We start from the raw sequence: 23,826 nt of genomic DNA on the forward strand, positions 1-23,826 counted from the left end.
TTCCCGCTTCTCTCCACTATCCCATAGCCTGGTGGTGTGAAGTTGCTACGCCGCGGTGGTTCCGACGACTCCGCCGATCACCAGGTTCCTGCGACCGAGGACTCCCCGGCCGCGACTCCCGACGATTCCGCGTCCGCGAAGACGACGACCGGTAAGGGGCGTCCGACGCCGAAGCGGCGCGACGCCGAGAACCGTCGTCGCGGTCCCGTCGCTCCTGCTCCCCTGACTGCGAAGGAAGCACGCGAGCGCCGCAAGGCCGCGCGCAAGTCGCAGAGCAAGGAGGAACGCAAGGCGGCCGCCGCGCAGCGTCGCGCCGACGCGTCCGAGCGCCGCAACCGGATGCTCGCGGGTGAGGAGAAGTACCTGCTCCCCCGCGACCGCGGCCCGGTGCGCGCCTATGTGCGCGACATCGTCGACAGCCGGCGCAATCTCGTCGGTCTGTTCATGCCGCTCGCGCTCGTGCTCATCATGTCGATGTTCCTCGGACCGGTGGTGCAGCAGTACGTCACGCTCGCGATGTTCGTGATGATGTTCCTGATGATCATCGAGGGCATCTACCTCGGGCGCATGGTCAACAAGAAGGCGCGTGAGCGCTTCCCGGATTCGACGGACGGCGGCTTCGGGCTCGGCTGGTACGCCTTCGTGCGCGCCTCCCAGATCAAGAAGCTGCGTGCCCCGCTCCCCCGGGTCGGCCCGGGCGACGCCGTCTGACCTTCCAGCGACCTCAGTTGTGAGGCGCACCGCACACGACCGGCGGTAGCCGCCGGATCTCGGCCGCGGCCTGCATGTCCTGCGACATGCGGTGCCGCGGCCGAGTCGTCCGTGCGGGGCGTTCCCAGTGGAACCGCCAGGGTGCGCGCCGGACCCAGGCCGGCGCGGGAGCGGTCCGCCGGCGGAGCACCTCGAGACCGACGACCAGGGTGGACAGAACCACGACGGTGACTGTGAGTTCGATCATGCTTCGATCCTCCGACCGAACTCGTTCGCCCGACAGTGGCAGCAATGACGCACAACGTCGGATTTCTGCCAGACCGGGCGATTGATAGCGTTCTCGCGTGAAGATCCGTCCGAGAGGTGACCTGTGACCAGCGGTTCCGATTCCCCCGCCGACGTCGAGTTCCCGCGCGTCGACCTACCCGATCTCGAAGCACGCGTCGCCGCCGAGGAACGCCAGCGGGATCTGACGAAGCCCGCCGGTTCACTCGGACGGCTCGAGGAACTCGGGTGCTGGGTCGCCGCCTGCCAGGGCGAGGTCCCACCCCATGCCTTCCGCCGGCCGCGGGTCGTGGTCTTCGCAGGCGATCACGGCGTCGCGCGCAACGGGGTCTCGGCCTACCCGCCGGAGGTCACCGCGCAGATGGTCGCGAACCTGTCCGCGGGAGGCGCCGCCGTGAACGTGCTCGCCGCCGCCGCGGGAGCGAGCGTGCGAGTCGTCGACATGGCCGTCGAGAGCGACACCTCCCCCGAGGTGTCCGAGTTCAAGATCCGGCGTTCGAGCGGCAGCATCGACCGCGAGGACGCACTGACGCACGACGAGACGGTCCGCGCGATCGCGGCCGGCCGTGCGCTCGCCGACCGCGAGGTCGACGAAGGCGCGGATCTGCTCGTCGCGGGCGATATGGGGATCGGGAACACCACTCCTGCAACCGTTCTCATCGCCACCCTCACCTCCACCGAACCCGTGGCCGCGGTCGGCCGCGGCACCGGCGTCGACGACGCGGGGTGGATGCGCAAGGTCACCGCGATCCGCGACGCCATGTGGCGGGCACGGCCCCACGTGCGCAATCCCGTCGCGTTGCTGCGCACCGCCGGTGGCGCGGACTTCGCGGCGATGGCGGGCTTCCTCGCACAGGCCGCGGTCCGCCGGACGCCGGTGATCCTCGACGGGGTCGTCGTCACCGCCGCCGCGATGGTCGCCGAGGAACTCGCACCCGGCGCGGCCCGCTGGTGGATATCCGGTCACCGGTCGGCCGAACCCGCCCACACCATCGCGTTGCGCCACCTCCGGCTCGAGCCGATCGTCGACCTCGGTATGCGCCTCGGCGAAGGCTCGGGAGCCGTGACGGCGCTGCCGGTGCTGCAGGGTGCGGTCGCGATCCTCGCGCAGATGGCCACCTTCTCCGAAGCGGGCGTGAGCACCCGCGACGAGAGCACCCCGGCGACCGCCGACTGATGATCCGCGCCTGGCTCGGCGGGGTCGCGCTGGCCCTGTCATGGTTGACGGTGCTGCCCGCGCGAGGCCCGTCGGAGATCGACCGGACGGTCGCCGGACGTGCGATCTCCGCGGCGCCGATCGCCGGTGCCGTACTCGCCGCCGCGGCCACGGCCGTCTGCCTGGTCGGTTCCGCCGTCGAGACGCCACCACTGGTGACGGGCCTGGTGTGTGTCGGGGTGTTGGCGGTCGGCACCCGGGGAATGCACGTCGACGGGCTGAGCGACACCGCCGACGGTCTCGGTTGCTACGGCCCGCCCGAGCGGGCGCGCGAGGTGATGCACAGCGGCGGCGCCGGTCCCTTCGGTGTCGCGGCGCTCGTCGTCGTCCTCGGTCTGCAGGCCGCCTCGTTCGGCGCGCTCGCCGACACCGACGCGTGGTGGGCGGTCGCGTTCGCGGTCTTCTCGGGACGTGTCGCCGTGGTCGTCGCGTGCCGGCGCGGCGTAGCGGCCGCACCCGGCAGCGGCTTCGGCGCACTCGTGGCAGGGACGCAGGGCGTCGTGCCGATCGCGGTGTGGACGGTGGCCGCGGTGGCACTGTCGCTCGTGTGCCTGCCCGGTCCCGTCTGGGCGGGACCGGTCGTCGTCACGGTGGTGCTGGTCGTCGCGGTGCTCTTCGCCCGTCACTGCGCCGCGCGGTTCGGCGGCACGAACGGCGACGTGCTCGGCGCGGTCACCGAGGGCACGGTCGCCGCCGTCGCAGTCGCAGCGGCGAGCCTCCTCTAGATCGCGCTCCCCCCGAATAGATCGCGCTCCCCCCGAAACGACGAGGGGTGCCGCCGGAATCCGGCAGCACCCCTCGCGTCGTTCGTGGCTACGTCACTTGCGCAGCGTCGTCATCCATCCGTGGGTGTCGGCGAAGGTACCGCGCTGGATGCCCGTCAGGGTGTCGCGCAGGGCCATCGTGATGGGGCCGGGCTCGCCGTCGGCGATGGTGAACTCGCCGTCCTTGTCCTTGACGCTGCCGACCGGCGTGATGACCGCGGCGGTACCGCACGCGAACACCTCGGTGATCTCACCGCTGCCGGCCTTCTCACGCCACTCGTCGGTGCTGATGCGACGCTCCTCGACCGCGAGACCGGAGTCCTTGGCGAGGGTGAGCAGCGAGTCGCGGGTGATGCCGGGGAGCAGCGAGCCGGACAGTTCCGGCGTGACGAGGCGCGCATCGGCACCGGACCCGTACACGAAGTACAGGTTCATGCCGCCCATCTCCTCGACGTACTTGCGCTCGATCGCGTCGAGCCAGACCACCTGATCGCAGCCCTGCTCGGCAGCGTGCGCCTGCGCGACGAGCGAGGCCGCGTAGTTGCCGGCGAACTTCGCGGCACCGGTGCCGCCCGGGGAGGCGCGCACGTACTCGCGGGAGAGCCACACGTTGACGGGCTTCACGCCGCGCGGGAAGTAGGCACCCGCCGGGGACGCGATGACGAGGAACTTGTACTCCTTCGCGGGCCGCACGCCGAGAGCCGGCTCGGTCGCGAACGCGAACGGACGCAGGTAGAGAGAATCCTCACCGCCGGCGGCGGGAACCCACTCGTCGTCGACCTCGACCAACTCGGTGATCGCCTTCACGAACAGCTCCGGCGGCAGGTACGGCATCGCGAGCCGCTCCGCGGACCGGTTCATGCGCGCGGCATTGGCGTTCACGCGGAACGACGCGATGCTGCCGTCGGCCTGGCGGTAGGCCTTGAGACCCTCGAAGATCGCCTGCCCGTAGTGCAGGACCATCGCGGCCGGGTCGAGCGGGATCGGCGCGTACGGCTCGACTTTCGCGTCGTGCCAGCCGATTCCGTCGGTGTAGGTGATCGACACCATGTGATCGGTGAAGTGCTGCCCGAATCCGGGATTCGACAGAATCTCCTGTCGCCGCTCCGCAGAGCTCGGTGAAGGATGCTGGACGCGGGCGAATTCGAGGACACCTGTCATGGAGGACAATGGTACAACCGCCCGCAAAACCATTATCTGGTGTGGTCCTCGACGAACGGCGGAGCCACCACTTCGGCACGCAGCGATCGTCCGCGCACATCCACGGTCACTTCGTCGCCCGGTTCGAGTCCGGCGGAGGTGTCGAGCAGCGCGAGGGCGATACCGATCTTGAGGGTCGGAGAGAAGGTGCCCGAGGTGGTCCGCCCGACCTCGTCGCCGTCGCGACGCACGGTCAGATCCTGACGCAGGACGCCGCGGTCGAGTGCCCGCAGGCCCCACAGTTTCCGCGCCGGGCCCGTCTCCTTCTCGCGGAGCAGGGCGTCGCGACCCCAGAACTGCGGCTTCTTCCAGCCCACGGCCCAGCCGACCCGCGCCTCGAGCGGGGAGATGTCGACCGAGAGTTCGTGCCCGTGCAGCGCGTAGCCCATCTCGGTGCGCAGGGTGTCGCGGGCGCCGAGACCGGCGGCCTGACCACCCTGGGCGCGGACGGCGTCGAGCAGGGCACGGAAGACGCGTTCGGCGTCGTCCCAGCGCGGCAGCACCTCGTAGCCGCGTTCACCGGTGTACCCGCTACGGCACACGCGCACCGGAGCACCCTCGTACTCGGCGTCGGCGAAGCCCATGTAGGCGATGTCGGTGGGCAGGCCGAGCGCCTCGAGGACCTCGACGGACTTCGGCCCCTGGACGGCGAACACCGCGTGGTCGCGATGCTGGTTCGTCACTGTGACGTCCGCCGGCGCCGCGGCGGACAGCGCCTCGACGACCGCCGCGGTGTTGGCCGCGTTCGGAACGAGGAAGAGTTCGTCGTCGGAGACGTGGTAGACGATCAGGTCGTCGACGACACCGCCGTTCTCGGTGCAGCACAGCGTGTACTGCGCCTTGCCGGGACCGATGCGGGTGAGGTCGTTGCTGAGCGTGGTGTCGAGGAACTCGGCCGCACCCGGTCCGGCGACGAGCGCCTTGCCCAGGTGGCTGACGTCGAACAGTCCCACGTTCTCGCGCACGGCCGTGTGCTCGGCGACCGTCCCGGCGTAGGAGACCGGCATCTCCCAGCCGCCGAACGGAGCGAAGGTCGCACCGAGTTCGACGTGCACGGTGTGGATGGGGCCCTGCTTCAGTTCCTCGTCGCTCATGGCGTACGACGCTATCCCACCGCCACCGTGTCCGACAGCGACGCCGGGCGTCGTTGTCATTAGGGTCGATGGCATCGAGGCGATTCCCCTCGCACCGAACGACGCCGCAAGAGAACGACTCGCTCGTTCCCGACCAAGCTCCAAGGAGATGCCCTGTGAGTGCACCCACTCCCGATCTTCCCGAACTCGTTCTCGCCGGTTCGGTTTCCAAACGAGCCGATGTCCTGGTGATCGGCGTGACCTCGTCCGACGGCACCCCGGAGATCCTCGCGGGTGACGCCCCGATCGACGAGGCGGTACTCGGCGAACTGCTCGACTCCCTGGTCGCCGTGGGCGCGAAGGGCCGCGGCGAGGAACTCACCCGCGTGCCGGCCCCTGCCTCCCTGCCCGTGGCGAGCGTGCTCGCCGTCGGTCTCGGCGACGCCGACAAGATCGACGCCGAGCAGGTCCGCCGCTCCGCCGGGACCGCGGCACGCGCACTGACGGGTGTGGAGACGGTCGCGACCACACTGTCCGCCGTCGACCTCGGGGCCGCGGCGGAGGGCTTCGCGCTCGGCGCCTACACCTACACCGAGTTCCGGTCGGAGAAGTCCGCCCCCAAGGAGGACGCACGGCCGGTCGCGCGGGTGGAGCTGCTCGTGCCGTCGACCCGCGACCGCGCGGCGAAAGCGGCGCTCACCCGCTCCGTCGCGATCGCCGAGGCCGTCGCGACAGCCCGCGAGTTCGTGAACACCCCGCCGAGCCACCTGTTCCCGGCCGAGTTCGCCGAGCGCGCGAAGGCACTCGGTGAGGCCGCCGGCCTGAAGGTCGAGATCCTCGACGAGAAGGCGCTCGAGAAGAAGGGCTTCGGCGGCATCGTCGGCGTCGGCAAGGGCTCGTCGCGTCCCCCGCGCCTCGTCCGTCTGTCCTACTCGTCGAAGAAGCGCAAGGCCCCGAAGGTCGCGCTCGTGGGCAAGGGCATCACCTTCGACACCGGCGGCATCTCCATCAAGCCCGCCGCCGGCATGGAGGCGATGACCTCCGACATGGCCGGCGCCGCCGCGGTCGTCGCGACCGTCGTGCTCGCCGCGAAACTCGGTGTCGCCGCCGACGTCACCGCGACCGTGCCGATGGCCGAGAACATGCCGTCGTCGACCGCGCAGCGTCCGGGCGACGTGCTGACCCAGTACGGCGGCACCACCGTCGAGGTCATCAACACCGACGCCGAGGGTCGCCTGATCCTCGCCGACGCCATCGTGCGTGCGTGCGAGGACGATCCCGACTACCTCATCGACACCGCGACCCTCACCGGCGCGCAGATGGTCGCCCTCGGCACCCGGACGCCGGGCGTCATGGGTCACGACGAGTTCCGCGACCGCGTGGCCGCGCTGTCCCAGGAGGTCGGCGAGAACGGCTGGGCGATGCCCTTCCCGAAGGAACTGCGCGGTGATCTCGAGTCCCGCGTCGCCGACCTCGCGAACGTCTCCCCGCACCGGTGGGGCGGCATGCTCACGGCCGGCATCTTCCTGAAGGAGTTCGTCGCCGAGGGTGTGCAGTGGGCGCACATCGACGTCGCCGGCCCGGCCTTCAACACCGGCGGACCGTTCGGTTACGTCGGCAAGGGCGGCACCGGCGTGCCCGTGCGCACGATGCTCGCCGTGATCGAGGACGTCGCCGCCAACGGATGATCTCCCGCACCGGTCCTCTCGCCTACGGGCCCGCCCGGGCAAGGGAGAGGACCGGTGTGATCGGCAACAGCGGAACCCACGGTGTGAGGTGATCCGCCCCTCCCCGAACATCACCGAAAGATAGGTGCAAGGATGGGAGGGGCCATGCCCCGCCGGTATCGGCCCGACCGAACACGTGAACCAGCAGGCACGGGGTTCCCGCCCCGCGCACAATGGTCAACGACCACACAATGGTCGGCGACCACGAGTCGGTACAACTCAACACACACGAACACAACCGTCGAGGAGTCAACAGACATGGCCTTCTCCGTCCAGATGCCAGCGCTTGGTGAGAGCGTCACCGAGGGAACTGTCACGCGATGGCTCAAGCAGGAAGGAGACACGGTCGAAGTCGACGAGCCCCTGCTCGAAGTCTCCACGGACAAGGTCGACACCGAGATCCCGTCGCCTGCAGCCGGCGTGCTGGTCAAGATCGTCGCCCAGGAGGACGACACGGTCGAGATCGGTGGCGAACTGGCCGTGATCGGTGACGCCGGTGAGGAAGCCGGCGGAGATTCCGCACCCGCCGCCGAAGAGGCGCCGGCCGAGGAGGCTCCCGCGGAGGAGCCCGCAGCGGAGTCCGCTCCCGCGCAGCCCGCATCCTCGGGTGGCAGCGGCGAAGGCACCCCGGTCACCATGCCGGCACTGGGCGAGTCGGTCACCGAAGGCACCGTCACCCGCTGGCTCAAGGCCGTCGGCGACGAGGTCGCCGTGGACGAGCCGCTCCTCGAGGTCTCCACCGACAAGGTCGACACCGAGATCCCCTCCCCGGTCGCCGGCATCCTCACCGAGATCTCCGCGCAGGAGGACGAGACCGTCGAGGTCGGCGGACAGCTCGCCGTCATCGGCGGTGGCGCCCCCGCCGAGCAGTCCGCGCCCGCCGAAGAGGCGCCGGCAACCGAGCCCACCACCGAGCCGTCCGAGGAGGCCGCTCCGGCGCCGTCCGAGCCCGCACAGCCCGCATCCTCGGGTGGTAGCGGCGAGGGCACCCCGGTCACCATGCCGGCACTGGGCGAGTCGGTCACCGAAGGCACCGTCACCCGGTGGCTCAAGGCCGTCGGTGACGAGGTCGCCGTGGACGAGCCGCTCCTCGAGGTCTCCACCGACAAGGTCGACACCGAGATCCCATCCCCCGTCGCCGGCATCCTCACCGAGATCTCCGCGCAGGAGGACGAGACCGTCGAGGTCGGCGGACAGCTCGCCGTCATCGGCAGCGAGGCCCCGGCCCAGCAGTCCGCTCCGGCCGAGGAGAAGCCCGCGCCGAAGCAGGAGGCTCCGAAGCAGGAAGCTCCCAAGCAGGAGGCTCCGGCGCAGAAGCCCGCCGCCCAGCAGCAGGCCCCGAAGGTGGAGCAGGCCACCCCGGCTCCCGCACCGAAGCCGGTCGGGACCGCGGCGACGACGCCGAAGCCCGCGCCTCAGGAGGAGTCCACCCCGAGCGGTGCGACCCCGTACGTCACCCCGCTCGTGCGCAAGCTCGCCTCGCAGCACGGTGTCGACCTGTCGACGGTGAAGGGCACCGGTGTCGGTGGCCGCATCCGCAAGCAGGACGTCCTCGCTGCCGCCGAGGGTGGCAAGGCCGCCGGTGGCGAGCAGCAGAAGCCCGCCGCTCCGGCCGGTCCGGCTCCGGGTGTGCGTCCCGAGCTCGCCAAGCTGCGCGGAACGACCCAGAAGGTCAACCGCATCCGCCAGATCACGGCGAAGAAGACCCTCGAGTCGCTGCAGACCACCGCGCAGCTCACCCAGACCTTCGAGGTCGACGTCACCAAGATCGCCCAGCTGCGGGCCCAGGCGAAGAAGACGTTCTCCGAGCGCGAGGGCGTCAACCTCACCTTCCTGCCGTTCTTCGCGAAGGCCGTCGTCGAGGCGCTGCGCGCGCACCCGAACGTCAACGCCTCCTTCGACGACGGCAAGAAGGAGATCACCTACCACGCGGCCGAGCACCTCGGCATCGCGGTGGACACCGAGCAGGGCCTGCTCTCCCCGGTGATCCACAACGCCGGCGACCTGTCGCTGGCCGAGCTCGCCCGCGCGATCGCCGACATCGCCGAGCGTGCCCGCAAGGGTGGTCTCAAGCCCGACGAGCTGGCCGGTGGCACCTTCACCATCACCAACATCGGTAGCCAGGGCGCGTTGTTCGACACCCCGATCCTCGTGCCGCCGCAGGCCGCGATGCTCGGAACCGGCGCGATCGTCAAGCGTCCGGTCGTGGTGATCGACGAGACCGGCAACGAGTCCATCGGCGTCCGCTCGATGTGCTACCTGCCGCTGACCTACGATCACCGCCTGATCGACGGTGCCGACGCGGGCCGCTTCCTCAAGACGATCAAGCATCGTCTCGAGGAGGGCGCGTTCGAGGCCGATCTGGGACTGTAGGTTCCGGATCCGGACTGTCCGTCCGGACGACCTCCGACGGGGGCATCACCGCTGCGGTGATGCCCCCGTCGGCGTCCGCGCCACAGCGGGTGCCCTCCCCCTGCGGTGCGGCGTAGAGTTCAGGAACATGAGTGATCCCTCGTCTTCCGCCCGTTCCGATTCGGCTCCCGTCGCCGTCGCACGTCTCGGAACCATCGGTTATCTCGAGGCCTGGGAGAGGCAGCGCGAACTCGCGAACGAGCGCGCCGACGGCATCGGCGCCGACACCCTGCTGTTGCTCGAACACCCGCCCGTCTACACGGCCGGGCGCCGCACCGAGGACGGCGACCGCCCCACCGACGGCACGCCCGTCATCGATGTCGACCGCGGCGGCAAGATCACCTGGCACGGCCCCGGACAGCTCGTCGGCTACCCCATCGTCAAGCTCGCCGAGCCGATCGACGTGGTCGGCTACGTGCGTCGCATCGAGCAGGGTCTGATCCGCGTCTGTACCGACATGGGCCTGACCTGCGGCCGCGTCGAGGGACGCTCCGGCGTCTGGCTCCCCGCCGAGTTGCGCGACGGGCACTGGCTCCCCGAACGCAAGATCGCCGCGATCGGCATCCGGGTGCAGCGTGGTGTCGCCATGCACGGCTTCGCACTCAACTGCAATTCGGCTCTCGACGCGTTCGACTCGATCGTCCCGTGCGGCATCCGCGACGCCGGAGTCGCGTCGCTCACCGGCGAACTCGGCCGGGAGGTCACCGTCGACGACGTGATCCCCGCCGTCACCGAGGCCGTCATCGCTGCTCTCGACGGCCGAATCCCCGTGACCGAGTGCGACATCGAGCGGGTCACCTTCGAGCAGGCGGTCGGGACGTCCGGAATTCCCACCACCACCCCGGAATTCACGACGCACCGGTTCTGAGGGGCGGTCGCACCCGCCGGGTCCGGGCGGGACCGGCGGCGTACGATCGAGTGCGTGACTGTGGCCCCAGAAGGACGCAAGCTGCTGCGGATCGAGACCCGAAACGCGCAGACGCCGATCGAACGCAAACCCAACTGGATCAAGACCCGGGCGAAGATGGGCCCGGAGTACACCGACCTCAAGGGCCTGGTGCGACGCGAAGGTCTGCACACGGTCTGCGAGGAAGCCGGTTGTCCCAACATCTACGAGTGCTGGGAAGACCGCGAGGCAACCTTCCTCATCGGTGGCGAGCAGTGCACCCGTCGCTGCGACTTCTGCCAGATCGACACCGGTAAGCCCACCGCGCTCGACCGCGACGAGCCGCGCCGTGTCGCCGAGTCGGTCCGCTCGATGGGTCTGCGCTACTCCACGATCACCGGCGTCGCCCGCGACGATCTGCCCGACGGCGGTGCATGGCTGTACGCCGAGACGGTGAAGCAGATCCATGCGCTCAACCCGGGCACCGGCGTCGAGAACCTGATCCCCGACTTCAACGGCAAGCCCGACCTGCTGCAGGAGGTCTTCGAGTCGCGCCCCGAGGTGCTCGCGCACAACGTCGAGACCGTGCCGCGGATCTTCAAGCGCATCCGTCCGGCCTTCCGCTACGAGCGGTCGCTCGACGTGATCCGGCAGGCGCGCGATTTCGGACTGGTCACCAAGTCCAACCTCATCCTCGGCATGGGCGAGACCCCGGAGGAGGTCACCGAAGCGCTGCACGACCTGCACGACGCCGGCTGCGACATCATCACGATCACCCAGTACCTGCGGCCCTCCCCGCTCCACCATCCGGTCGAGCGCTGGGTCAAGCCGCAGGAGTTCGTCGATCACTCCGAGACCGCCCGCGAGATCGGGTTCGCCGGTGTGATGGCCGGGCCGCTGGTGCGTTCGTCGTACCGCGCCGGTCGCCTGTACGCGCAGGCGATGGCCCACCACGGCCGCGAACTTCCCGCCGACCAGGCGCATCTCGCCGAGGAGGGCACGGCGTCCCAGGAAGCCGGTGCCGTTCTCGCACGCTTCGGCAACTGACCTCGCGCCGCGCGTCGCGGTAGGTCCTCGGGCGGCCCCGGTGGTGGTAAACGTGCCATCACCGGGGCCGTATCCTTGAGTACATGGCGAAGGGCAGCAAGACCGACAAGGAAGCGAAGGCTGCGGCGAAGGCCGCACGCAAGCAGGCGTCGAAGGAGCGTCGAACCCAGCTGTGGCAGGCGTTCCAGATCCAGCGCAAGGAGGACAAGGCACTCCTGCCGTGGATGATCGGTGCCCTCGTCGGTTCGATCGTGGTGTTCTTCCTCGTCGGCCTGATCTTCGGCATCCAGTGGTTCCTGCTGCCGGTCGGCATCCTCGTCGGCGTCCTGCTGGCCTTCATCATCTTCGGGCGCCGCGTGCAGAAGAGCGTGTATGCGAAGGCCGACGGCCAGGCCGGTGCGGCCGCGTGGGCGCTCGACAACCTGCAGGGCGCGTGGCGCGTGAGCCAGGCGGTCGCGGGCACCACCCAGCTCGACGCCGTGCACCGCGTCATCGGACGTCCCGGCATCATCCTCGTCGGTGAGGGCAATGCCGGTCGCGTGAAGGGCCTGATGGCCCAGGAGAAGAAGCGGGTCGCGCGTCTCGTCGGCGACACCCCGATCTACGAGTTCGTCGTCGGCAACGAGGAGGGCCAGATCCAGCTCTCCCAGCTGCAGAAGCGTCTGAACAAGCTGCCCCGCAACATCGACACCAAGCGGATGGACACCATCGAGGGTCGTCTGTCGGCGCTGAGCACGAAGAAGTCCGGGCCGGCCATGCCCAAGGGCCCGCTTCCCGCCGGCGCGAAGATGCGCAGCGTGCAGCGCACCATGCGTCGCCGCTGATCTGCCGAACTACACCGAAGGCCGCCTCTCGTCCCGGGGACGAAGGCGGCCTTCGATGTAGTCGGAGGTTTCCGGAGGTCAGCGCGAACGCACGACCGCGGTGCCCGTGGCGCGATCCTGGAGACCGCGACCGTCGATGTCGGTGACGAGCGCCGGCGCGATGAACACCAGCAGCACCTGACGTGCGAGCGCGCGCACGATGCCGACCCGCACGGGGGCGTCCACCCGCACGACCTGCAGCCCGGCGACGAACTGGCCGGGGGTGAACGAGAACAGGCTCACGCATCCCACGCCTACCACGAACCAGATGATGAGGGTGTACGACGACAGCAACGGACTCTCGAGCGGGTTGCCGCCGACGAGGCCGGCGGCGATCGCCATGGACATGAACCAGTCGACCGCGAGGGCGAGGACCCGGCGGACGGTGGGCACCATGGAGCCGGGGCCGTATTCGGGGAGGCCGAGCAGCTGCCCGGGATAGTCCTGCTCCTGCTGGAGACCTTTGGGAAGCGCCGCAGCAGGCCCGGAAAGCCAACTGCCCGTCATGCGTGCCATGGCACCAGGATAAGCTCTCATGGGCGGACCGGCGTCGACCCGTGTTGGCCGCGGTGACTTATACCACCTTTTCGACCTCACAGCAGGACGAAAGCATGTGTAACACCCGCGAAACATAGGCTTGATGGACGGGCAACACCAGATCCATAACGTCTGATCCGACGCAGGCGCCCAGCACCCATGGCGCGCACCGACTGAAGGAGCACAAGCGTGGCGTTCACCACGGCCGAAGAGGTCTTCAAGTTCATCGCGGAAGAGAACGTCGAATACGTCGACGTCCGCTTCACCGACCTGCCCGGCATCGAGCAGCACTTCTCCATCCCCGCCAAGGCCTTCAACGAGGACGTGCTCGAGGACGGTCTGGCATTCGACGGTTCCTCGGTCCGTGGGTTCCAGTCGATCCACGAGTCCGACATGCTGCTGCTCCCCGACGTGACGACCGCGCGTCTGGATCCGTTCCGTGCCGCCAAGACGCTCAACATCAGCTTCTTCGTCCACGACCCCTTCACCCGCGAGTCCTACAGCCGCGACCCCCGCAACGTCGCGCGTAAGGCCGAGGAATATCTGATCAGCACCGGCATCGCCGACACCGCCTTCTTCGGCGCCGAGGCCGAGTTCTACATCTTCGACTCGATCGCCTACGACTCGAAGATGAACGGTGCCTTCTACGAGATCGACGCGATCTCCGGTTCCTGGAACACCGGCGCCGAGTACAACGCCGACGGCACCCCCAACCGCGGCTACAAGGTCCGGGCGAAGGGCGGCTACTTCCCCGTCGCGCCGTACGACCACTACGTCGACCTGCGCGATCAGATCGCCACCAACCTGTCCAACGCCGGCTTCGAACTCGAGCGCGGCCACCACGAGGTGGGCACCGGCGGTCAGGCCGAGATCAACTACAAGTTCAACACGCTGCTCGCCGCGGCCGACGACCTGCAGCTGTTCAAGTACATCGTCAAGAACACCGCGTGGCAGGCCGGCAAGACCGTCACCTTCATGCCGAAGCCGCTCTTCGGCGACAACGGCTCGGGGATGCACGTGCACCAGTCGCTGTGGAAGGACGGCAAGCCGCTGTTCCACGACGAGGCCGGCTACGCGGGCCTGTCGGATGTGGCCCGCTGGTACATCGGTGGCATCCTGCACCACGCCCCGTCGCTGCTCGCCTTCACGAACCCGACGATCAACTCGTACCACCGCCTGGTGCCGGGTTACGAGGCCCCGATCAACCTCGTGTACAGCCAGCGCAACCGTTCGGCCGCCGTGCGTATCCCGATCACGGGCAACAACCCGAAGGCCAAGCGCCTCGAGTTCCGCGCCCCCGACTCCTCGGGTAACCCCTACCTGAACTTCGCGGCGCAGATGATGGCCGGCCTCGACGGCATCAAGAACAAGATCGAGCCGCTCGCTCCGGTCGACAAGGACCTCTACGAGCTCCCGCCGGAGGAGGCCAAGAACATCCCGCAGGCCCCCACGAGCCTGTCGGCCGTGATCGACAACCTCGAGCGCGACCACGAGTACCTCACCGAGGGCGGCGTCTTCACCACCGACCTCATCGAGACCTGGATCTCGCTCAAGCGCGAGCAGGAGATCGCTCCGGTCAACCTGCGTCCGCACCCCTACGAGTTCCAGCTGTACTTCGACTGCTGAGTCGAGTCCGGTAAGCACTCTTCGAGAGGCCGTCCGTCCCTTCCGGGACGGGCGGCCTCTCGCTTTGTCTGCGCCCCTTCCGCTCCGGCATCCTCGCGCGCCGAACCGGGGTTCGCCCCTGCTGCAGCAGTAGAAAGCCCCGGTTCGGCGCGCGAGATGCGTTCGTTCGTCACCGAATCCGGCGAAATCGCGACCGGTTCCAGAAAAGTGGTCCATAGTGGGCACGTGCCCTCGACGCGGGATTTCTCCGAGCGGTTACGCGCAGCCGGTCTTCGCGTGACCCGACAGCGTCTGGCGGTGCTCGATGCGGCGCACGGGCACCCGCACGCCGATGCCGATCGCATCTTCGACGCGGTCGGCGCCGTCGTTCCCGGCATCGGCCGGCACACCGTGTACGACATCCTCCACGCGCTCTCGGCACACGGCCTGCTCCGGCGAATCCAGCCCGCAGGTTTCCACGCGCGGTACGAGGTGCGCGTCGGCGACAGCCATCACCATCTCGTCTGCCGGTCCTGCGCCGCGATCTCGGATGTCGACCACACCATCGGCGACTCGCGTTGCCTGTCACCGGTGGACGACGCAGGTTTCGACGTCGACGAGGCGGACGTCGTCTTCTGGGGCCTGTGCCGCGACTGTTCGACAGACGATCCACGACAACAGCCCTGAATCGGTCCGATCGACCCTGATCCGGAAGGAAACCGCAGTGTCCGAAAGCGAAAACCCGGCAGTCCCCTCCCCCGAGCCGTCACCGCACCGGCCGAGGACCAATCAGGACTGGTGGCCGGACCAGCTGGATCTGACGGTCCTGCACCAGCATTCACCGCTGTCCAATCCGATGGAAACCGACTTCGACTACTCGAAGGAAGTCGAATCCCTCGACGTCGAGGCGCTCCGTCAGGACCTGATCGACCTGATGACGGATTCCCAGGACTGGTGGCCGGCCGACTTCGGTCACTACGGGGGCCTGTTCATTCGCATGAGCTGGCACTCGGCCGGCACCTACCGCATCGCCGACGGTCGCGGTGGCGGCGGCAAGGGCGCGCAGCGGTTCGCGCCGCTCAACAGCTGGCCCGACAACGTCAGCCTCGACAAGGCGCGTCGCCTCCTGTGGCCGATCAAGCAGAAGTACGGCCGCAAGCTCTCCTGGGCCGACCTGCTGGTCTTCGCCGGCAACTGCGCCTACGAGTCGATGGGTTTCAAGACGTTCGGCTTCGCGTTCGGCCGCGAGGACATCTGGGAGCCCGACGAGGTCTTCTGGGGCCCGGAGGACACCTGGCTCGGCGACGAACGCTACGCTGGCGAGCGCGAACTCCAGGGCCCGCTGGGCGCCGTCCAGATGGGTCTGATCTACGTCAATCCCGAAGGCCCCAACGGCAACCCGGAGATCCTCGCGTCCGGACGCGACATCCGCGAGACGTTCGCCCGGATGGCGATGAACGACGTCGAGACGGCTGCGCTCATCGTCGGCGGTCACACCGTCGGCAAGACGCACGGTGCCGCTCCCGCCGACAATCTCGGTCCCGAACCCGAGGGTGCCCCGCTCGAACAGCAGGGTCTCGGCTGGAAGAACTCGCACGGCACCGGTGCCGGCGGCGACACGATCACCAGCGGTCTCGAGGTCACCTGGACGCCCACTCCGACCAAGTGGGACAACACCTTCCTCGAGACGCTGTACGCCTACGAGTGGGAGAAGACCAAGAGCCCCGCAGGTGCGTGGCAGTGGACGCCGAAGGGCGGTGCCGGCGCGGACACCGTACCCGACGCCCACGACCCGACGAAGAAGCACGCGCCGGGCATGCTCACCAGCGACCTCGCGCTGCGCTACGACCCCGTCTACGGCGAGATCACCCGGCGCTGGCTCGACCATCCCGAGGAACTCGAGCAGGAGTTCGCCAAGGCGTGGTTCAAGCTGCTGCACCGCGACATGGGTCCGCTCTCGCGGTACCGCGGACCGTGGATCCCGGAACCGCAGATCTGGCAGGACCCGGTGCCGGACGTCGACCACGAGCTGATCGACGAGAGCGACATCGCCTCGCTCGAGGCGAAGGTCCTCGACTCGGGAGCGACGATCCCGCAGCTCATCGCCGCCGCGTGGGCGTCGGCCGCGAGCTTCCGCGGCACCGACAAGCGCGGCGGCGCGAACGGCGCGCGCGTGCGGCTCGAACCGCAGAAGAACTGGGAGGCCAACGAACCCGAGCAACTCGCACAGGTGCTGCAGATCCTCGAGGGTATCCAGCAGGACTTCAACGGCTCCGCCGGCAACAAGAAGGTCTCCCTGGCGGATCTGATCGTCCTCGCCGGTAACGCCGCGGTGGAGAAGGCCGCCAAGGATGCGGGACACGACATCACGGTTCCGTTCTTCCCCGGCCGCACCGATGCGAGCCAGGAGTGGACCGACGTCGAGTCGTTCGAGGTACTCGAGCCGAAGCACGACGGTTTCCGCAACTACCTGCGCGGTGGCGAGAAGCTTCCGCCCGAGAAGCTGTTCCTCGAGCGCGCCAACCTGCTGACGCTGACCGCTCCCGAGACGACGGTGCTCGTCGGCGGTCTGCGTGCGCTCGGCGCGAACCACGGCGGCAGCAAGCACGGGGTCTTCACCGACCGCCCGCAGACCCTGACGAACGACTTCTTCGTCAATCTGCTCGACATGGGGACCGAGTGGAAGGTCTCGCAGAACCAGGAGGGCGTCTACGAAGGACGCGCTCGGGGCTCGGATCAGGTCAAGTACACCGCGACCGCCGTCGACCTCGTCTTCGGGCACAACTCGCAGCTGCGGGCGCTCGCCGAGGTCTACGCGACCGACGATGCCGGCCCGAAGTTCGTCCGCGATTTCGTCGCGGCCTGGACGAAGGTGATGAACCTGGATCGTTTCGATCTGAAGAAGTGACCGCGCCGGCGGTCCACGACCGCGCCTGACGCACCGTCCCGGAGCCACCCGTCGTGTTCGGCGGGTGGCTCCGTCGTGTGCAGGGGGCGTGCGCAGGTCGACCGAGCCGAAACCGACTGGACAGCCGTACTGCACACGGGTGTACCGTGAGGACACAGCTTTGGTGATGTTCGTCACACCTGCTCGCGGGGGAGTGGATGCGACATGGTCCGTATCCGAACGACACGTCTCCTCAGGAGGCCACCATGCGTAGATCCCTCGTTTCGGCAGCATGCGCCGCCGTCATGCTGTCCCCCGTCCCTCTGTCCGTCGCACTCGCGGGCACCGCAGCGGCGCAGACCGACATCTCCGTCGTCGGCATGTCGCAGGAGCAGGCACAGCAGGTGCTCTCCGATGCGGGAGTCCCCTATATCATCCTCAACCGGTCCGGCAGCACCATGCAGAACTGCAGGGTGACCGAGCAACGCGACCGCGGCTACGACGTCGAGGTCGAGTACGACTGGGACCACGAGGACGAGGAGTGGGACAAGACCGAGGTCGAGGTCTGGCGAGGACTCGCACTCGTCGTCCTCTGCGACTGACCGTCCGTCAGTCCCAGAACACCCGCTCGACGACCGCCCGCGCACGACGCGTGACTCGCAGGTAGTGGTCGAGGAACTCCGACGCGTCCTCACCACTCCAACCCGTCACGCGGGCAACGGCTTCGAGCAGCCGCCCCGGCCCCGGGAGCTGGTCGGTCGGTTTGCCGCGGACGAGCACGAGACAGTTCCGCGCATCCGTCGCAGTGATCCATGCCGTGCGCAGGAGTTCGACGTCGGTCGCGCTGAGCAGTTCGGCGGCACCGATGCCGTCGAGCGCCTCGAGCGTCGAGGTCGTGCGGAGCGCCGGGAGCCGGTAGGCGTGCTGGAGTTGCAGCAGCTGCACGGTCCATTCGATGTCGGCGAGGCCGCCTCGTCCGAGTTTGGTGTGGGTGGCCGGGTCGGCCCCGCGCGGCAGCCGCTCGGAGTCCACGCGTGCCTTGATGCGCCGGATCTCGCGGACGGCCTCCGGGGAGACCCCGCCCTCGGGATAGCGCACCTCGTCGATCATGTGCAGGAAGCGGGTGCCGAGTTCACGGTCGCCCGCGACGGCGTGCGCACGCAGCAGCGCCTGCACCTCCCACACCTCGGCCCACTGCGTGTAGTAGGCCCGGTAGGACGCGAACGTCCGGACGATCGGGCCGCTGCGACCTTCCGGGCGCAGATCCAGGTCGACCTCGAGCGGCGGGTCGGTGCTCGGCGCGCCGAGCAGTCGCCGTACCTGCTCGGCGATGCTCGTCGCCCACTTGACCGCATCGGTCTCGTCGGCGTCCGGCAGCGGGTCGCACACGAACAGCACGTCCGCGTCGGACCCGTAGCCGAGTTCGCCGCCTCCGAGCCGGCCCATCCCGATCACCGCGATACGCGCCGGCGCCGGTCCCCGGGACTGTTCCGACGCCCGGATCACCGCGTCGAGCGCGGCTTCGAGGACACCCGCCCACACCGTGGACAGCGCCCGGCACACCTGCGGCACGTCGAGCATGCCGAGGATGTCGGCGCTCGCGACGCGCGCGAGTTCGGCCCGTCGCAGCGAGCGCGCGGCGGCGATGGCCCGAGCGGGATCGGAGTAGCGCGACGACGATGCAACGAGGGCGCGCGCCACCTCGGGCGGGTTCGCCTCGAGCAGTCGCGGCCCGGTCGACGCGTCGGCGTACAGGCGGATGACGTCGGGAGACTTCACCAGCAGGTCGGCGACGTAGGCCGACGAGCCGAGCACCGTCATGAGACGTTCGGCGACGGCCGGTTCGTCGCGCAGCACCCGCAGGAACCAGACGGTGTCGTAGAGCGCGTCGGACAGCCGTCGGTAGGCGAGCAGGCCGGCGTCGGGATCGGTTGTCTCACCGAGATATTCGAGCAACTGCGGGAGCAGCAACGCCTGGATGCGTGCCTTCCGGGAGGCTCCCCCGGACAACGCCGCCAGGTGTTCCATCGCATGCTGCGGAGCGCGGTAGCCCAGCGCCGCGAGCTGGCGGACGGCCGCATCGGGCGACAGCCGTAGGGCTTCCTTGTCGAGCTTGCTCACGGAGTCCAGCAGCGGCCGGTAGAACAGGCGCGCGTGCAGTTTCCGGATCCGCGACGAGTTGCGCTTGATCTCCGATTCGAGGACGCCGAGCGCGTCCTTGCGTCCGTCCGGCCGCATGTGCGCGGCGCGCGCGAGCCACCGCAGTGCCTCCCGGTCCTCGGGCGGTGGCAGGGTGTGGGTCCGCTTGAGCCGCTGGAGCTGGAGCCGGTGTTCGAGCAGGCGGAGGAACTCGTAGGACGCCCGCATGTTCGCGGCGTCGTCGCGCCCGACATAACCCCCGTCGGCGAGTGCGCCCAGCGCTTCGACGGTGTTGGGCACGCGCAACGATTCGTCGACGCGGCCGTGCACGAGTTGGAGCAATTGCACGGCGAACTCGACGTCGCGGAGGCTGCCGCGTCCGAGCTTGAGTTCGCGTTCGCGTAGTTCTGGGGGCACCATTTCCTCGACCCGGCGGCGCATCGCCTGCACGTCGGGCACGAAGTCCTCACGTTCGGAGGCGGTCCACACCATCGGGCTCAGGGCGTCGATGTACCGGCGGCCGAGGTCGAGATTCCCGGTCATCGGCCGTGCCTTGAGCAGCGCCTGGAACTCCCAGGTCTTCGCCCACCGGTTGTAGTAGGCGACGTGGGATTCGAGGGTGCGGACGAGCTCACCGCGCTTGCCCTCCGGCCGCAGCGCGGCATCGACCTCGAAGAAGGCCGACGTCCCGATACGCATCATCTCCCCGGCGATCCGGCTCGCACGGGCATCGGCGGGTTCGGCGACGAAGACGACGTCGACGTCGCTGACGTAGTTCAGCTCGCGCGCACCGCACTTGCCCATCGCGATGACGGCGAGGTCGATCGGGCACGGACCCTCCGGGATCACCGTGGACACGGCCACCGCGAGGGCCGCGGTCAGCGCCGCGTCGGCGAGGTCGGCGAGCAACGCCCCGACCTCGAGATAGGGCAGCACCGGTTCGTTCTCGACGACCGCCGCGAGATCGGCGGCGGCGATCAGCATCAGTTGGTCGCGGTAGGTGGTGCGCAGCGCCGCGACCGCGTGCGGGCCGATGAGCCCGGCCCGGTGGATCAGCCGGCCGGGACGTCCGTCGGGCTCGGGTTCGGCGTCGACGCTGTCGAGCATCCGCGCCGTGAAGGTGTGCTTGTCGGGCAGCGCCGCGCTGCCCGCGAGCATCTTCCAGCGATCCGGGTTGGCGACGATGTGGTCGCCGAGCGCCGACGACGCCCCGAACAGCCCGAACAACCGGCCGCGCAGGCGCGTGTCGGAGCGCAGCGCCGAGTCGAGTTCGGCCCAGTCGTCACCGAGCGCGTCGGCCAGGCGCGCGAGGGTGCGCAGGGCCAGGTCGGCGTTGGGGGCACGGGACAGCGCCCACAGCAGTTCGACGCTGTCGGCGTCGTTCCATCCGAGTCGAGCGAGCTCGGCGGGGGCGGTCGGCTCGACGAGGCCGAGCCGACCGGGGCCGGGAACTACCGAACGCGCGCTGGGCGGTCTCACCACGCTTCCATCGTCGCTTACAACCCCAGGTACTGCTCGAGTTCGAAGGGGGTGACCTGGCTGCGGTAGTTCTCCCACTCCCGCCACTTGTTGCGCAGGAAGTAGTCGAAGACGTGCTCACCGAGGGTTTCGGCGACGAGTTCGGACTTCTCCATCTCGCGCAGCGCGATGTCGAGATCGGTAGGCAGTTCGCGGTAGCCCATGGCGCGACGCTCGGCGGAGGTCAGCGACCACACGTCGTCCTCTGCTTCGGGGGCGAGCTCGTAGCCCTTCTCGATGCCGCGCAGACCTGCCGCGAGCAGTACTGCGAAGGTCAGGTAGGGGTTGCACGCCGAGTCGGGGGTGCGGATCTCCACGCGACGCGACGATGCCTTGTTCGGCGTGTACATCGGGACGCGCACGAGCGCGGACCGGTTCGACGGGCCCCAGCACGCGGCCGTGGGTGCCTCTCCCCCGTGCACGAGACGCTTGTAGGAGTTGACCCACTGGTTGGTGACGGCGCTGATCTCGTTGGAGTGCTCGAGGACACCGGCGATGAACGCCTTGCCGGTCGCCGAGAGCTGCAGCGGGTCGTCGGGGTCGTGGAAGGCGTTGGTCTCGCCCTCGAACAGCGACATGTGGGTGTGCATCGCGGAGCCGGCGTGGTCGCGGAAGGGCTTGGGCATGAAGGTGGCCCGCACGCCCTCCTGCATCGCGATCTCCTTGACCACGTAGCGGAAGGTCATGACGTTGTCGGCCATGGACAGCGCGTCGGCGTAGCGCAGGTCGATCTCCTGCTGGCCGGGCGCGGTCTCGTGGTGGCTGAACTCCACCGAGATGCCCATGGACTCGAGAGCGTCGATGGCGTGACGCCGGAAGTGCGGGGCCGAGCGGTGCACGGACTGGTCGAAGTAGCCGCCGATGTCGGCCGGGACGGGGGCGCCGCCCTCGGGGCCGTCCTCGACGAGGAAGAACTCGATCTCGGGGTGCACGTAGCAGCTGAAGCCGAGATCGGAGGCCTTGTTGAGCTGGCGGCGCAGCACGTGGCGGGGGTCGGCCCAGCTGGGGGTGCCGCCGGGCATGGTGATGTCGCAGAACATCCGGGCCGAGTACTGGTGACCCCGATCGTCGACCCAGGGCAGCACCTGGAAAGTGGTGGCGTCGGGACGCGCGACCATGTCGGCTTCGGAGATCCGGGAGAAGCCTTCGATGGCCGAGCCGTCGAATCCGATGCCCTCCTCGAAGGCGCCTTCGAGTTCGGCCGGCGCGATCGCCACCGACTTGAGGGTGCCGACGACGTCGGTGAACCACAGGCGCACGAACCGAATGTCGCGCTCTTCGAGGGTGCGGAGCACGAACTCCTTCTGGCGATCCATACTCGCGAGACTAGGCACAATCCGTTAATTCCGTGTTACATCAGGTGACACTTGCGGATGGCGTGTCGCTCACGCCCGTCGACGCTCAGCAGTGAGGATCACTTTCCGGCACCGTCGAATCCACAAGATAGCTGGTCACGGCGGTGTCGACGCACGCGTTGCCGTCCAGGGCGACGGTGTGCTGAGTTCCCTCGAAGGTCACCAGGACACCGCCGAGCCTGGCGGCGAGTTCGACTCCTGCGCCGTAGGGCGTCGCCGGATCGCCGGTTGTCGAGACCACGAGCACGGGCGGCAGATCGCGGACGTCGGGGGTGTGCGGCTCCCCCGTCGCCGGAACGGGCCAGAAGGCACACACGTCCAGGGCCGCCGATCCGGTGCCGCGGCCGTCGTCGAGGAAGGGGGCAGCCGCGCGGAACCGCATGTCGAGTTCGCCGGCCAGGGCCCGGTCGGTCACCGGCGGGTCGTCGACGCACCGGACGGCGTTGAAGGCGTCGGTGATGTTGCTGTAGGTGCCGTCCTCGGCGCGGCCCTCGTAGAGGTCGGCGAGTCGCAGCAGGGTGTCGCCCGTGCCGGTGGTCGCGAGCGACTCCAGCCCGCCGCGCAGCGAACCCCACAGGGTCGGCGAGTACAGGCCCTGCTGCACACCGGTGATGGCGTCGCGGTGGCTCAGTCCGCGAGGGTCGGTGGTGGGTGCCGGAGCGTCGAGCAGCGGGTCGACGAGGCTGCGAAACCGCTCGGCGGCCCGGGCCGGATCGGTGCCGAGCGGGCACCCGGCGTACTGCGCGCAGTACGCCGCGAATTCGTCGAAGGCCTTCTGGAAGCCCTCGGCCTGCAACACGATCTCCTCGACCGGGTCCTGTTCCGGATCGATCGCGCCGTCGAGCACCATCGCCCGCACCCGGCCCGGGAATGCCTCGGCGTAGAGGGTGCCGAGGCGGGTTCCGTAGGAGTAGCCGAGATAGGTCAGCGCGTCGTCCCCGAGGACGCCGCGGAGGACGTCCATGTCCTGCACGACCTCCCGGGTGCCCAGGTGCGCGAGCAGATCGGTGCCGTTGCGTTCGGCGCACAACTCCGCGTACTCGCGATTGCGCTTCTCCGTCGCGGCGATGCCCTCGGGGCTCGTGTCCCCGTCGTCCACAGCGCGGTCGGCGTCGAACTCGGCGTCGGTGAGACAGCGGACCGCCGGTTCGGACGAGCCGACACCGCGGGGGTCGAAGCCGACCACGTCGAAGCGGTCGGCGAGGACGGTGCCGTCGGCCGCGAGCGCGGTGGACAGTCCCGAGGCGCCCGGGCCGCCGGGGTTGACGAGCAGGGAACCGATCCGGTCGCCACCGGCGGGCAGTCGCGACACCGCGAGGGTGATCACCTCACCGTTCGGGTCCTCGTAGTCGAGGGGAACCTCGATGCGTGCGCACTCGACACCCTGACGCACCATCATCGGCCCGTCGGCGCCGTACGAGCTGCACGACTCCCAGTCGACGTCCTGCTCGTAGAACCGCTCGAGTCCCGGAACCACTCCGACCGCCGACGGTTGCCGCTCCTCCTGCGCGGTGTCACCGCACGCGGTCGCCGCGGCAGCGGCCACGAACGCCAGGACGGACAGACGACGGATGCGCGCGCGAGCAGGGTGGGGCACGATC

At 69.2% G+C, this 23,826-nt stretch carries 19 protein-coding genes; 12 read left to right on the plus strand and 7 right to left on the minus strand.

Annotated features, from left to right (window positions below; all coding sequences use genetic code 11):
• The first annotated feature begins 36 nt into the window (after nucleotides 1-36).
• Entirely contained in the window at nucleotides 37-711 is a 675-nt protein-coding gene (locus LPH33_RS15175; RefSeq protein ID WP_088897266.1) for a DUF3043 domain-containing protein, read from the plus strand.
• A 13-nt stretch (nucleotides 712-724) separates the two neighbouring features.
• On the opposite strand, the gene LPH33_RS15180 is transcribed toward LPH33_RS15175, so the two are convergent.
• The gene (locus LPH33_RS15180) at nucleotides 725-958 is read right to left on the minus strand and encodes a hypothetical protein (RefSeq protein WP_016693857.1); all 234 of its coding nucleotides are present in this window, start codon (nucleotides 956-958) and stop codon (nucleotides 725-727) included.
• Between the two features lie 123 nt (nucleotides 959-1,081).
• Here LPH33_RS15180 and cobT point away from each other — a divergent pair, with 123 nt between their 5' ends.
• Both cobT and LPH33_RS15190 read left to right on the plus strand, forming a co-directional pair.
• Nucleotides 1,082-2,173 (plus strand): nicotinate-nucleotide--dimethylbenzimidazole phosphoribosyltransferase, encoded by a 1,092-nt coding sequence (gene cobT / locus LPH33_RS15185; RefSeq protein ID WP_229565053.1) that lies wholly within the window; start codon nucleotides 1,082-1,084, stop codon nucleotides 2,171-2,173.
• Complete coding sequence (locus tag LPH33_RS15190) at nucleotides 2,173-2,937, plus strand: adenosylcobinamide-GDP ribazoletransferase (RefSeq protein WP_229565054.1); 765 nt, start codon at nucleotides 2,173-2,175, stop codon at nucleotides 2,935-2,937. Before cobT ends, LPH33_RS15190 begins: the two co-directional genes overlap by 1 nt.
• Before the next feature lie 93 nt (nucleotides 2,938-3,030).
• Here LPH33_RS15190 and LPH33_RS15195 read toward each other — a convergent pair whose 3' ends face one another.
• Together LPH33_RS15195 and gcvT are read right to left on the minus strand one after the other, a co-directional pair.
• Nucleotides 3,031-4,137: a branched-chain amino acid aminotransferase gene (locus LPH33_RS15195; RefSeq protein ID WP_088897263.1), complete on the minus strand. Its 1,107-nt coding sequence runs from the start codon at nucleotides 4,135-4,137 to the stop codon at nucleotides 3,031-3,033.
• A 32-nt stretch (nucleotides 4,138-4,169) separates the two neighbouring features.
• Nucleotides 4,170-5,270 (minus strand): glycine cleavage system aminomethyltransferase GcvT, encoded by a 1,101-nt coding sequence (gene gcvT, locus LPH33_RS15200; RefSeq protein ID WP_088897262.1) that lies wholly within the window; start codon nucleotides 5,268-5,270, stop codon nucleotides 4,170-4,172.
• A 155-nt stretch (nucleotides 5,271-5,425) separates the two neighbouring features.
• Here gcvT and LPH33_RS15205 point away from each other — a divergent pair, with 155 nt between their 5' ends.
• The 5 genes from LPH33_RS15205 (at nucleotide 5,426) to LPH33_RS15225 (ending at nucleotide 12,145) form a co-directional block, all read left to right on the plus strand.
• Nucleotides 5,426-6,937, plus strand: a complete 1,512-nt coding sequence (locus tag LPH33_RS15205) for a leucyl aminopeptidase (protein ID WP_160875714.1) — start codon at nucleotides 5,426-5,428, stop codon at nucleotides 6,935-6,937.
• Nucleotides 6,938-7,234: 297 nt separating this feature from the next.
• Nucleotides 7,235-9,349 carry a 2-oxoglutarate dehydrogenase, E2 component, dihydrolipoamide succinyltransferase gene (gene sucB / locus LPH33_RS15210; protein ID WP_088897260.1) on the plus strand — a complete coding sequence of 705 codons (2,115 nt, stop codon included), beginning with the start codon at nucleotides 7,235-7,237 and terminating at the stop codon, nucleotides 9,347-9,349.
• Between the two features lie 127 nt (nucleotides 9,350-9,476).
• Nucleotides 9,477-10,256 carry a lipoyl(octanoyl) transferase LipB gene (lipB, locus tag LPH33_RS15215; RefSeq protein WP_016694975.1) on the plus strand — a complete coding sequence of 260 codons (780 nt, stop codon included), beginning with the start codon at nucleotides 9,477-9,479 and terminating at the stop codon, nucleotides 10,254-10,256.
• Nucleotides 10,257-10,310: 54 nt separating this feature from the next.
• Nucleotides 10,311-11,321 (plus strand): lipoyl synthase, encoded by a 1,011-nt coding sequence (gene lipA, locus LPH33_RS15220; RefSeq protein WP_026061742.1) that lies wholly within the window; start codon nucleotides 10,311-10,313, stop codon nucleotides 11,319-11,321.
• A gap of 83 nt (nucleotides 11,322-11,404) precedes the next feature.
• Nucleotides 11,405-12,145 carry a DUF4191 domain-containing protein gene (locus LPH33_RS15225; RefSeq protein WP_229565055.1) on the plus strand — a complete coding sequence of 247 codons (741 nt, stop codon included), beginning with the start codon at nucleotides 11,405-11,407 and terminating at the stop codon, nucleotides 12,143-12,145.
• A gap of 78 nt (nucleotides 12,146-12,223) precedes the next feature.
• On the opposite strand, the gene LPH33_RS15230 is transcribed toward LPH33_RS15225, so the two are convergent.
• Nucleotides 12,224-12,700 (minus strand): RDD family protein, encoded by a 477-nt coding sequence (locus LPH33_RS15230; protein WP_229565056.1) that lies wholly within the window; start codon nucleotides 12,698-12,700, stop codon nucleotides 12,224-12,226.
• Between the two features lie 210 nt (nucleotides 12,701-12,910).
• Between LPH33_RS15230 and glnA the strand changes: the two genes are divergently transcribed.
• The 4 genes from glnA (at nucleotide 12,911) to LPH33_RS15250 (ending at nucleotide 17,815) form a co-directional block, all read left to right on the plus strand.
• Nucleotides 12,911-14,347, plus strand: a complete 1,437-nt coding sequence (gene glnA, locus LPH33_RS15235; RefSeq protein WP_060652766.1) for a type I glutamate--ammonia ligase — start codon at nucleotides 12,911-12,913, stop codon at nucleotides 14,345-14,347.
• Nucleotides 14,348-14,572: 225 nt separating this feature from the next.
• Nucleotides 14,573-15,013: a Fur family transcriptional regulator gene (locus tag LPH33_RS15240; RefSeq protein ID WP_229565057.1), complete on the plus strand. Its 441-nt coding sequence runs from the start codon at nucleotides 14,573-14,575 to the stop codon at nucleotides 15,011-15,013.
• A 37-nt stretch (nucleotides 15,014-15,050) separates the two neighbouring features.
• Nucleotides 15,051-17,234, plus strand: coding sequence for a catalase/peroxidase HPI (katG, locus tag LPH33_RS15245; protein ID WP_229565058.1), 2,184 nt, complete (start codon nucleotides 15,051-15,053; stop codon nucleotides 17,232-17,234).
• 245 nt (nucleotides 17,235-17,479) lie between these two features.
• Nucleotides 17,480-17,815 (plus strand): hypothetical protein, encoded by a 336-nt coding sequence (locus LPH33_RS15250; protein ID WP_229565059.1) that lies wholly within the window; start codon nucleotides 17,480-17,482, stop codon nucleotides 17,813-17,815.
• Between the two features lie 7 nt (nucleotides 17,816-17,822).
• Here the strand turns inward: LPH33_RS15250 and LPH33_RS15255 are convergent, their stop codons facing one another.
• From LPH33_RS15255 to LPH33_RS15265, 3 genes are all read right to left on the minus strand, one after another.
• Entirely contained in the window at nucleotides 17,823-20,834 is a 3,012-nt protein-coding gene (locus tag LPH33_RS15255) for a bifunctional [glutamine synthetase] adenylyltransferase/[glutamine synthetase]-adenylyl-L-tyrosine phosphorylase (RefSeq protein WP_229565060.1), read from the minus strand.
• Nucleotides 20,835-20,848: 14 nt separating this feature from the next.
• On the minus strand, nucleotides 20,849-22,186 hold the full coding sequence (locus LPH33_RS15260) for a glutamine synthetase family protein (RefSeq protein WP_016690827.1): 1,338 nt from the start codon (nucleotides 22,184-22,186) through the stop codon (nucleotides 20,849-20,851).
• 85 nt (nucleotides 22,187-22,271) lie between these two features.
• On the minus strand, nucleotides 22,272-23,822 hold the full coding sequence (locus LPH33_RS15265; RefSeq protein WP_088897258.1) for an alpha/beta hydrolase: 1,551 nt from the start codon (nucleotides 23,820-23,822) through the stop codon (nucleotides 22,272-22,274).
• Between the last annotated feature and the right edge of the window lie 4 nt (nucleotides 23,823-23,826).

The sequence above is a fragment of the Rhodococcus sp. RDE2 genome, from assembly GCF_020885655.1.
In the GTDB taxonomy this organism is placed as follows: Bacteria; Actinomycetota; Actinomycetes; order Mycobacteriales; family Mycobacteriaceae; genus Rhodococcus; species Rhodococcus pyridinivorans.